This window comes from Lactobacillus sp. UMNPBX6 (genome assembly GCF_002553975.1).
GTDB classification, from domain to species: Bacteria; Bacillota; Bacilli; order Lactobacillales; family Lactobacillaceae; genus Lactobacillus; species Lactobacillus gallinarum.
Genome location: NZ_PCZD01000059.1, coordinates 1 through 10,252, shown reverse-complemented (window position 1 = coordinate 10,252; position 10,252 = coordinate 1). Strand labels below are relative to the sequence as shown.

Genomic DNA, 10,252 nt, shown 5'->3' with positions numbered 1-10,252 from the left:
TCTTTTGCTTAGAACTAGGATAAAAGCGAAGCTTAACGCCAAAATGATAGGCTAAGCTGCTCATTCTTTTCATGATTTCACCTCCTTCTGTAGATTAGATATTTATATTTTACAGGGAAGTCGAACGTATGTCTCTATTTTTAGAATAAAAAAAGCTGACTGCTAGGTCAGCTTGGCCCTATCCATCCCCGCATTAAAATACGGGAATTTTCGGGCGTTTTTCATTAAACCAGTTTTTTAATTGGCAAAAAATGCATTACTCTAGTCAGCCTGAGCTACATGCTAATCTGCTGCTGTTGCGACTACCTCATAATTATGACCAGAACCTAGAAACGATCACTGTAGCTAAGCATTTTCTGGACCGTGGCGTCAGTGGCTTAGATCTAGCTGGAGCCGAAACGCCCGCCTTTGCCATCAGCAATTATACTTCTTTGTTTAATCTTGCTAGTCAAAACAGCATTCCTTTCACCATTCATGCAGGCGAAGCGATGGGCCCAGAGTCGATTTACCAAGCGTTAGATTTAGGAGCCAGGCGCATCGGCCACGGCATCCGCTGCATTGAAGATACGCGGCTAGTAGCAGAGCTCATCCAAAACAAGATCACGTTAGAATGTTGCGCTACCTCAAATTTGAATACTAAAGTATTTGATCAAATTGACCACTACCCTGTTAAAAAGTTGCTCAATCAGGGCGTTAACGTCACGCTCAATTCTGATGACATGACCGTTTCTAACATCGACTTGCCCCATGAATACCAACTGTTAGAAGAAAAGACGGGGTTAACTCGAGCCGACGAAAAACAACTCTATTTAAACGCGGTTACTGCCGCCTTTTGCTCAAATGCGGAGAAAAAGCGATTATTTTCTTTAATCTAAATGTGCTAAAATCAAACTAATTTTTAAATTAACTATGATGGAGAAAAATTATGAAAGCAGTAGTTCCAACAGGAAAAATTTATTTAGGTTCACCATTTTACAGCGATGCTCAAAGAGAAAGAGCAGCCAAGGCAAAAGAGTTGTTAGCAAAGAATCCAAGCATCGCGCATGTCTTCTTCCCCTTTGATGATGGTTTCACCGATCCGGACGAAAAGAATCCTGAAATCGGCGGTATCAGAAGCATGGTTTGGCGGGATGCGACTTACCAAAATGATTTAACTGGTATTTCAAATGCCACTTGCGGCGTATTTTTATATGATATGGATCAATTGGATGATGGTTCTGCCTTTGAGATTGGCTTCATGCGTGCCATGCACAAGCCGGTAATCTTGGTGCCATTTACTGAGCATCCTGAAAAAGAGAAGAAAATGAATCTGATGATCGCTCAAGGCGTAACCACGATCATCGATGGTAATACTGAATTTGAAAAACTTGCTGAATATAACTTCAACGAATGTTCTTCTAATCCAGTTCGCGGCTACGGCATTATCTAATATCAATAAGCAATCCCTTAATTTTATTAAGAAATACATAAATCAGTGACAATATGTCATTTTTATCTATACTTATTTCTCGTAAGCGCGTATAATTAATATCATGATATAGAAAATGATATTGATGTAAATGTGTCAGGAGAAATGTGTATGAATAAATTAACTAAGCTCACCGCTGGTGCTGCCTTAATTGGCGCTTTAGCTGTTGGTACTGTTGCATGTAGCAACAATGATCACAGTGAATCAACCCAATCTTCTAAGGTTGAAAAGTCAAAGAAGAATACTAAGAAGGCAGTTAAGCAAAACGAAACCAAGCTTAAGAGAACTAAAATTGATCTCAGTCAAAGCGAAGCTTTAAACAAATTCAATGAAAAATACCCTAACAAGAAAATTAAGAGTATTGATTTGAAGCAAGAAAACGGTACCTACGTTTATGAAATCGACGGTTTTGACAAGACTAATGAATATACTGCAACAATTAACGCCGATACTGGCAAGTTGTTACATTCACATTCTGAAAAGCTTGACTTAGACGATCGTCACCAAAAAGCGCTTGATCTTGATAGCGTAATCAGCCGTGATGAAGCAACTAAGATTGCGGAAAAACATGCTGACGGCGTAAGTAAAGAATGGAATCTTGAACTCGATGAAGACGATGGCAAGGCTTACTGGGATGTTGAAGTAAGCGATGGCACTAAGTCAACTGAAGTTAAGATTAATGCCACTAGCAAAGACGTTGTGAGAACTGATCGCGATCATGGCGATGATAACGACTAAAAAAGAGGTCCAAATTGGACCTCTTTTCTATTACAATTTTTTAAGTAATAACCAGTCAGTTTGTGGATCGCTGCCAACTTGAAAAGTATGCTCGCTTACCTTTTCAAAACCATGATGCTTGTAGAAATGTTGGGCATTAATATTCTTTTCGTAAACGCCAAGCCACATATAGTTATAGCCCTCTTTTCTTGCCGTATCTTCTGCATAATCTAGCAACACATTACCTAATCCTTTATGTTGAAAACTTGGCAATAAGTAAATGCGTTCCACTTCTAAAGCATTTTCTTTTAAATGCTCAGTTTGCGCATCCCCTACATTAATCTTCAAGTAGCCTGCTACTTCATCGCCCACCATCAAGAAAAAGAAGCGACTATTCGGATTTTCTATTTCCTTAATCAACTTGCTGGTTTCATAATCTTCTTTCAAAAAGCGCTTCATATCATCTGGAGCAGTATAGTCATCAAAAGTATCCTTGAAAGTCTCACGTGATACTTCTTGCAACTTCTCCACATCATTAGTTGTTATAGACTTAATTGTGTAATCCATTAATATTCCCTCTTTCCACCGTTTTTAACAAAATACCAATTGGCACTGACATTCTTCTCTACTATCTTCAGTAAGGCAGTTAATTCCGCTCTCTGTACTGAATCTAATCCTGTTAAGGCCAGCTCATTTGAATAAGCATTCTCCTGCTCAATTTTCTGCGCTAACTTCTCGCCTTTATCCGTGACAAACAAATGCTTGATCTTTCTATTTTTCTGATCATTCTTCTTTTCAATCAGACTGTTTTTTTCAAGCTTTTGAATAGCTCTAGCAGTGGTCGTACGATCAACACTCAACAACTCAGCTAAATGATTAGCAATAATCCCAGGATTTTCCTTAATTCTAGTCAAATACAAATACTGACCGCGATTGAGCTCAATCTCCTTAAACTCAACATTAGCAATTGAATCCAGAGCACGGGCAATCGTTCCGATTCGTCTTAAAATATCTTCTTCCATTTTTTCACCTTAAGAATATTATATTAATTATTGTTGCAAATGCAACAATAAAATAAACATTACAAAATAACAACAAAAGACATAAGAAATTTTTAAGCAAACAGTAACGCTATGTCACTTTTAGATTATATAGTTTATAATTTAGATAAATTCAACAAAACTACACAACAGAGGACTATTATGAAGAAATTTATCAAACCCGTTTTAATTGGCGTTACAGGAATTTTAATCGGTGTATTTTCGACCATTTTCTGGATCAAGCAACAACCACAAAAGCCTATCAATTTTTCAATAACCACTAAGAATGTTTTACCAAAAAATGTAAACTATTCTAGCAACAAATTGCCCCAAATTAGAATGAGTCAAGTTTCCGCAATCCAAAAATTCAAATCCTTGTATTCAAACGCTGAGATTAAATCCATTACTTTAGCCTTAAAAAACGATACTTATGTTTACACCATTGTTGGTTTTGATTCCATAAAAGATTGCACTATTCAGCTCGATGCAACCAATAACAAAATCATGGGACAATCTACTCAGCTTTTAGATTACGATTACAATAAAGAAGAAGTATTAAATCTTAAAAAGACCATTTCTCGGCAAGAGGCCAATGCCGTTGCACTCAGAGAATTGCGCGGTGCCACCCCAATTCTTTGGGAATTAACCGATGAAGACGGCAAGGCTATTTGGAAAATCAATCTAATTTATAATAATCAAAAACGTGAATTAAAAATCGATGCTTTAAACAAAAATATTATTTAAAAAATTTTTAGCTGATTGCAACCTAGCATTGTAATCAGCTTTTGTTATATACAATCCAAATTGACATCCTCACTTCCATAACACATTTTTATCAAAATACAAGATCTTGTAGTCAATATTTTATATGCTACAATAGCTAGTGCTTATAAAAATATTCATCGGAGGATTACTAATGAGATTAGGTAAAAAATTAATCACTTTTGCTGTAGCCGGCCTTGCGTTAGTAGGTACAGCTGCTTGTTCCAATGGTAAAAACAATTCATCTTCAAATGATGCTAAGATTCCATCTAAAATCACTAAAAAGACTACTGTAGTATTTTGGCACGGGATGCATGGTGCTCAAGAAAATACTCTTAAGCAATTAACTAATGATTTTGAAAAGAAGAATCCTAACATTAAGATCAAGCTGGAAAACCAAGGCTCTTACATTGATTTGCAAGGCAAGATCAATTCTACTATGCAATCACCTAAGAATTTGCCAACAATTACCCAAGCTTACCCTGGCTGGTTATATAATGCCGCTCAAAATAGAATGTTGGTTGATTTAACTCCTTACATCAACAATAAAAATGTTGGTTGGGGCAGCGCCAAAGCTTCTAATATTCGAACTGAATTGTTAGATGGTGCCCAAATTAAAGGTACCCAATATGGTATTCCATTTAACAAATCTATCGAATCTTTGACTTACAACAAGACTATGTTCAAGAAATATGGCATTAAAAAAGTTCCTACAACAATGGAGGAACTCAAACAAGTCTCTGAAACTATCTACAAGAAGAGTAACCACAAGGTAGTCGGTGCTGGCTTTGATTCATTAGCCAACTACTACACCCTTGGTATGAAGGATGAAGGCATTAACTTTACCGACAAGATTAATTTCACCGGTGCTGCTTCAAAGAAAGTTATCAATTACTATGCAGAAGGCGTAAAGAAGGGTTACTTCCGTGTAGCTGGTTCTGAACACTACTTATCTGGTCCATTTGCTAACGAAAAAGTCGCAATGTTCATCGGTACTTCTGCAGGTGAAGGCTTTGTAAAACAAGGTGTTGGCAACAAGTTTACTTACGATGTTGCTCCTCGTCCTGGCAAATATACCATGCAACAAGGTACTGACATCTACATGTTTAAAGAAGCTTCATCAATGCAAAGAGCTGCCGCCTTCAAGTACATGAAATTCTTAACTTCTGAATCCTCACAACTTAAGTGGGCAAATGCTACTGGTTACACTCCAGTTAATAACGGCGTACTTGACGACAAGGAATTCCTTGATAACAAGAACATCAAGATGCCTACTAAGTTGAAAGCAGCAATGAAGCACCTCTACAGTGTTCCAGCTAAAAAGAACTCTAATGCTGCCTACAACCAATTAAACAGCATTATGCAAAACATCTTATCCGCAGCTCAAAAAGGTCAAAATGTTAACAGCCAAATTGACAACGGTAAGCAAAAATTTGATGCCGCTTGGAAACAATAAAGTGCAAAATAAAAAGCTCTCTTTCGAGAGCTTTTTTTCTGCCTATTTTTATCTCGGTTGACTGTCGGCACGTGACTTGTAATCACCATTTTCAGTACCGATAATCAACTTCTCGCCTTCCTTAATGAAGTCAGGAACTTGAACAACCAAACCTGTTTCCATTGTAGCTGGCTTACCACCACCAGCAACAGTAGCACCCTTAATTTCTGGTTGAGTTTCCTTAACAGTCATTTCAACAGTTGATGGCAATTCAATACCGATAATCTTGTTGTCACCAGTGAATTCCATATCTACCATGATGTTAGGCATTAAAAACTTAACATCATCACCTAATTGGTCAGCAGAAACTTCGTATTGATCATAAGTTTCAGTATCCATAAAGGTATAAACATCGCCTTCACCATAGAGGTATTGTGCAGTTCTCTTAGTGATATCAACTAAATCTACTTTTTCAGTTGGACGCATAGTCTTGTGGACAACAGCACCGCTCTTAACGTCACGCAAATCCATTTGCATAACGGTGTTACCCTTACCTGGCTTATGGTGGTTAGCCTTTAAAACCTTAATTAACTTACCATCTTGACTAAAAATCATGCCTTTTTTCAAATTAATTGCTTGCATAAAATTCTCCTTATCTACACATAGATTATAACAAACTAAATATGTCTCAAATAAATCTTGTCAATTAAATGTCCATCAGTCTTATGCAAAATTAGGCTTGCACGTTCTTTAGTTGGAGCAATGTATTCACGAAGGTTTACTAAATTGACCATTTGCCATACTTCTTCGGCAAACTGCATCGCTTGATCTAGTGGTCCATTAGCCATTTGATAATAAAAATTATCAGGCTTGTTTTTATTCAATTTCAATACTTTTTGGAATCGTTGCATATACCATTTTTCAATTAAATCTTCTTCCGCATCGATATAAATTGAAAAATCAAAAAAGTCACTAGTCACAACTTGTCCACTTTCCGGTAGTTGCAGAGTATTGATTCCTTCAATAATTAAAATATCTGGGTTCTTAACATGACCATATTTTCCAGGAACAATATCGCTCAATTCTTGTGAATAAAGTGGGTAAACAATATCCTTTTTACCACTTAAAACATCCCACAAAAAGTCACTTAATAAGGCCATATTATAGCTTTCAGGGAATCCCTTGCGTGACATTAATCCCTTACGCTCCAATTCTTTATTTGGATAAATAAAACCATCCGTGGTCATTAAATGTACTTTGAGATTGGGATAAGTTCTTTGCAAAAGTAGCTGCAAAAGACGCGCCGTAGTCGACTTTCCTACAGCTACCGAACCTGAAATACCGATGATAAACGGTGCTGGTTCAAAAGATTTATGCAAAAATCTAATCTGAGCTTGGCGCGCTTGTTGTTTATCCTGATAAACTAAATGTAGATAGCTAATTAGGCTAGTATAAATTTCATGCACATCGGTCAAATCGACTACATCGCCTAGTGACTTGATTTGTGTTAATTCTTCTTTAGTAATATTTACTTTATTTTTTGGAGCTAGTTTAGCCCATTCATTTCTTTCAAAACTCGTATAATTTTTCATTGCTATTATCCATTTTTTCTTTTACATACATTTACTTATTATAATTGAAAGGCATTAAATTATGAAAAAAATAATTTTATTCGGTGATTCTATCTTTAACGGCTTTCGCGATGGTCAAGACACAGATTTAGTTACTAATCTATTTCAAAAAGAGTTAAAAGATTATGCACAGGTGGAAAACATCTCTAAAAGTGGTGCCACTACCGTTGAAGCAATAGATTATTTGCATTTAATTCCTCAAAAAAGAGATTTAGTTGTAGTTGAATACGGTAATAATGATGCCGCAACCGGCTGGGGAATTCGCCCAGAAAGTTATGAGCGCAATCTAAATGAAGTTCTCACCCAAGTAGGCAAAGCCATAGTTGTTGGCCTCTGTTATCCTGATCCTACCAACAGTGAAATTAACCAATTTTACGGAGATGAAAGATTAGATCTTTTCAACGGCATTGCTAAAAAGGTTGCAGAAAAGTACAGTGCACAATTTGTGGATATCTTACCCGCCTTTAGAAAGCTCAAGGCCATTTCGACATACTATCAAAAAGATGGACAGCATCTAACAGACAAAGGCAACGAATTTTTAGTTAACCAAATTATGCCAGCAATCAAAAAAGAACTTGATTAACTCAAGCTCTTCTTCATCATAATATGCTCAACGCCGCCCTCATCAAATGGCTCGCCGCATGTTTGATAACCTAACTTTTCATAGAATGGCTTAACATGCATTTGAGCATGACAATACAAGGCTGAGGCATTTTGCTCTTTTAAGTAATTATGCACAGCTAGCAGCATTTTCTTACCTAAGCTTTGGCCGCGACTTTTCTTTGAAACTGCAACGCGGCCCAGCATCCATTTATCTTTTTCCACAAACAGACGACATGTTGCAAGGGCATCCGTCTGTTTTTCATTTAGCAAAAAAACTTGAACTGCTGTTAAATCTTGATCATCTAAATCCGGCAATGTAATTTTTTGTTCTGCTACAAAAGTTTCATTACGCAGGCGAGCTACGGCAAACATTTCTCTGCTCGTCATTTCATCAATCTTTTTAAAAGAAAAATTATTATTCATCGTTACTTTCCTAAATAATTACTATCTTTACCAAACCATTTCTCATTAATTTGTCTTAACTTACCATTTTTTTGCAATCTAGCCAAGCCCTCGTTGAGCTTTTTTTGCAAAGTCTTATCATCTTTACGCATCCCGACCGCAAACAGATCCATAGGTACACGGTCATTTTGTATCACCTTATACTCGCTACTCTTAGCCATGTGTGCAATGTAGTAATCGGCGTAAACTTCATCAAGCAAGATTCCTTGGATACGACCTGAATTTAAATCTAAGAATGAATTAGAAATTGTATCGTACAAAATTGTTTTTTTAGCATGCAAGACATTCTGCTTAGTCTCATACCACTGCTCCGCGGTTGAACCAGTTTGCATCCCCAATTCATACTTCTTCATCTGCGCAAAATTTTCGATGCCGCTATTTTTCTTTACAACCAAAACTTGACGATTACGCAAATATGGACGACTAAAAGCAACCTTCTTCTTGCGCTCAGGCGTAATACTGTAGCCGTTCCAAATCAAATCAATAGTGCCGTTACGCAGTTCCGTTACGTTCATCGACCAGTCGATCGTTTGAAAACTAACTTTAATGCCATACTCCTTAAAAACGGCTCTTGCTAAATCAATATCGTAACCTGTAAGTTGGCCATTTTTCTTCTCAAATCCCATTGGCACAAAGCTATCATCTAAACCAATGACCACTTGCTTATTCTTTTCCATTTTTTGCCACGTATCAGCATTATTGGACTTAGCGCACCCAGTTAAAGTCAGCACTAGAATTCCAATAATTGCTATTATCCATTTTTTCATGAGCTTATCCCTCACTTAATGGTTGAACCTTTAACATCTGATCTGCCACATTCTCTGCAAACTGCAAGTCGTGCGTAATAATTAATTGCGTTAAACCGGATTTTTTCAGACCTAAGATCATCTTCTCAACCTCTTTGCGCAAATTAGGATCAAGCGCTGAAGTCGGTTCATCATAACAGAGAATCCGTGGCTTCATTGCCAAGGCCCGTGCAATGGCGACACGCTGCTTTTGTCCACCAGACAATTCATAAGGATATTGCTTCTCACGGCCATTCATTTGCAAACGATTAAGCAATTCATAAGCCTTCTTATTAGCTTCTTCCTTGCTCTCCTTAAGTACCATCGTCGGTGCCAGGGTAATATTTTGCAACACATTCAAGTTAGGGAAAAGATTATAATCCTGAAATACCACGCCAACTTTACCTGAATCATAAGCTTGACCATCAATTAAAATTTCGCCGCTATCCTTGGTTTCAAGACCGGCAATAATTCTAAGAAGCGTGGTTTTCCCCGCACCAGATGGACCAACAATGGTCATGATTTCACCATCTTTTAGAGTAAAAGAGATATCTTTTAAAATTGGTCGATTATTAAATTCTTTGTATAAGTTTTTTACTTCTAACATTTAATCCACCTGTCACTATCTGTAATAAGAGAAGTGCTTTTCCAACTTTTTCAAAACAAAAGCACAAATACTAATTAAAAGTAGATAAATTACGCCTACTAAAACTAATGGTATCAGCGTTACATCACGCGCCATTGCTACATTACCTGCTCGAAGTAAATCGCCTAAGCCGATCACATAAACAAGTGATGAGTCCTTAACCAAGTTGATCACTTCGTTACCAATTGAAGGTAAGACAATTTTGATTACCTGGGGAATGACAATCTTGGTCATTGTTTGCCAGCGATTCAAGCGTAACACTTTTGCGGCTTCAAATTGTCCTTTATCAATTGATTGAAAACCGCCCCGGAAGATTTCCGCAAAATATGCAGCATAATTTAACACAAAGGCAAGAAGCGCTGCCTGATAACGTGGAAATACAATATGGATAATTGGTAAACCATAAAATACAAAAATCAATTGCAATAATAGTGGTGTCCCCCGCATAATCCAAACGTAAAAATTAACTAGCCATTTAATTGGCTTAATTTTGCTCATTTCTCCAAGTGAAACTAAGATTCCGAGCGGCGTTGCCAAAATAATAGTCCAAAAGAAAATACTAAGCGTCATCGTTGCGCCGTTAAAAAGGGCTGGTAAAATTTCTCCAATATATTTTAATGACATATCCTCACCTGCATTTTTCTAATAAAAAAGTGTCTGGGAAAAAACTAATTCCTAAGACATGAAAAAAGAACGATGATTT

13 protein-coding genes and 1 pseudogene are annotated in these 10,252 nt (G+C 37.0%); 6 read left to right on the top strand and 8 right to left on the bottom strand.

Going from position 1 to position 10,252, the window contains the following annotated elements:
• Positions 1–224: 224 nt before the first annotated feature.
• The 3 genes and pseudogenes from CP357_RS08535 to CP357_RS08525 form a co-directional block, all read left to right on the top strand.
• Positions 225–875: pseudogene (locus CP357_RS08535) on the top strand (adenosine deaminase); the annotation flags it as partial.
• Between the two features lie 50 nt (positions 876–925).
• Positions 926–1,429, top strand: a complete 504-nt coding sequence (locus CP357_RS08530) for a nucleoside 2-deoxyribosyltransferase (RefSeq protein ID WP_087235753.1) — start codon at positions 926–928, stop codon at positions 1,427–1,429.
• Positions 1,430–1,579: 150 nt separating this feature from the next.
• Positions 1,580–2,206 carry a PepSY domain-containing protein gene (locus CP357_RS08525; RefSeq protein ID WP_025006002.1) on the top strand — a complete coding sequence of 209 codons (627 nt, stop codon included), beginning with the start codon at positions 1,580–1,582 and terminating at the stop codon, positions 2,204–2,206.
• 30 nt (positions 2,207–2,236) lie between these two features.
• Here the strand turns inward: CP357_RS08525 and CP357_RS08520 are convergent, their stop codons facing one another.
• Complete coding sequence (locus CP357_RS08520) at positions 2,237–2,752, bottom strand: GNAT family N-acetyltransferase (protein WP_098037062.1); 516 nt, start codon at positions 2,750–2,752, stop codon at positions 2,237–2,239.
• On the bottom strand, positions 2,752–3,207 hold the full coding sequence (locus CP357_RS08515) for a MarR family winged helix-turn-helix transcriptional regulator (RefSeq protein ID WP_098037061.1): 456 nt from the start codon (positions 3,205–3,207) through the stop codon (positions 2,752–2,754). The genes CP357_RS08520 and CP357_RS08515 overlap by 1 nt, the downstream gene beginning before the upstream one ends.
• A 180-nt stretch (positions 3,208–3,387) precedes the next feature.
• Between CP357_RS08515 and CP357_RS08510 the strand changes: the two genes are divergently transcribed.
• The gene (locus CP357_RS08510) at positions 3,388–3,969 is read left to right on the top strand and encodes a PepSY domain-containing protein (protein ID WP_233187003.1); all 582 of its coding nucleotides are present in this window, start codon (positions 3,388–3,390) and stop codon (positions 3,967–3,969) included.
• A gap of 172 nt (positions 3,970–4,141) precedes the next feature.
• Entirely contained in the window at positions 4,142–5,443 is a 1,302-nt protein-coding gene (locus CP357_RS08505; protein WP_098037060.1) for an extracellular solute-binding protein, read from the top strand.
• Positions 5,444–5,491: 48 nt separating this feature from the next.
• Here the strand turns inward: CP357_RS08505 and efp are convergent, their stop codons facing one another.
• Both efp and coaA read right to left on the bottom strand, forming a co-directional pair.
• Positions 5,492–6,064 carry an elongation factor P gene (gene efp, locus CP357_RS08500; RefSeq protein ID WP_025006006.1) on the bottom strand — a complete coding sequence of 191 codons (573 nt, stop codon included), beginning with the start codon at positions 6,062–6,064 and terminating at the stop codon, positions 5,492–5,494.
• 35 nt (positions 6,065–6,099) lie between these two features.
• Entirely contained in the window at positions 6,100–7,014 is a 915-nt protein-coding gene (coaA, locus tag CP357_RS08495) for a type I pantothenate kinase (RefSeq protein ID WP_087176381.1), read from the bottom strand.
• Positions 7,015–7,075: 61 nt separating this feature from the next.
• On the opposite strand from coaA, the gene CP357_RS08490 reads away from it, so the two are divergent.
• Positions 7,076–7,636: an SGNH/GDSL hydrolase family protein gene (locus tag CP357_RS08490; protein WP_098037059.1), complete on the top strand. Its 561-nt coding sequence runs from the start codon at positions 7,076–7,078 to the stop codon at positions 7,634–7,636.
• On the opposite strand, the gene CP357_RS08485 is transcribed toward CP357_RS08490, so the two are convergent.
• Genes CP357_RS08485 through CP357_RS08470 form a run of 4 tightly spaced genes read right to left on the bottom strand, consistent with a single transcriptional unit; the run spans position 7,633 to position 10,173 of the window.
• Positions 7,633–8,079, bottom strand: a complete 447-nt coding sequence (locus tag CP357_RS08485) for a GNAT family N-acetyltransferase (RefSeq protein ID WP_025006009.1) — start codon at positions 8,077–8,079, stop codon at positions 7,633–7,635. The two genes, CP357_RS08490 and CP357_RS08485, sit on opposite strands and share 4 nt — an antisense overlap.
• A gap of 2 nt (positions 8,080–8,081) precedes the next feature.
• Positions 8,082–8,885: an amino acid ABC transporter substrate-binding protein gene (locus tag CP357_RS08480; protein ID WP_098037058.1), complete on the bottom strand. Its 804-nt coding sequence runs from the start codon at positions 8,883–8,885 to the stop codon at positions 8,082–8,084.
• Positions 8,886–8,889: 4 nt separating this feature from the next.
• Entirely contained in the window at positions 8,890–9,510 is a 621-nt protein-coding gene (locus CP357_RS08475) for an amino acid ABC transporter ATP-binding protein (RefSeq protein WP_098037057.1), read from the bottom strand.
• A gap of 15 nt (positions 9,511–9,525) precedes the next feature.
• Positions 9,526–10,173, bottom strand: coding sequence for an amino acid ABC transporter permease (locus CP357_RS08470; RefSeq protein WP_087176386.1), 648 nt, complete (start codon positions 10,171–10,173; stop codon positions 9,526–9,528).
• Positions 10,174–10,252 lie beyond the last annotated feature (79 nt).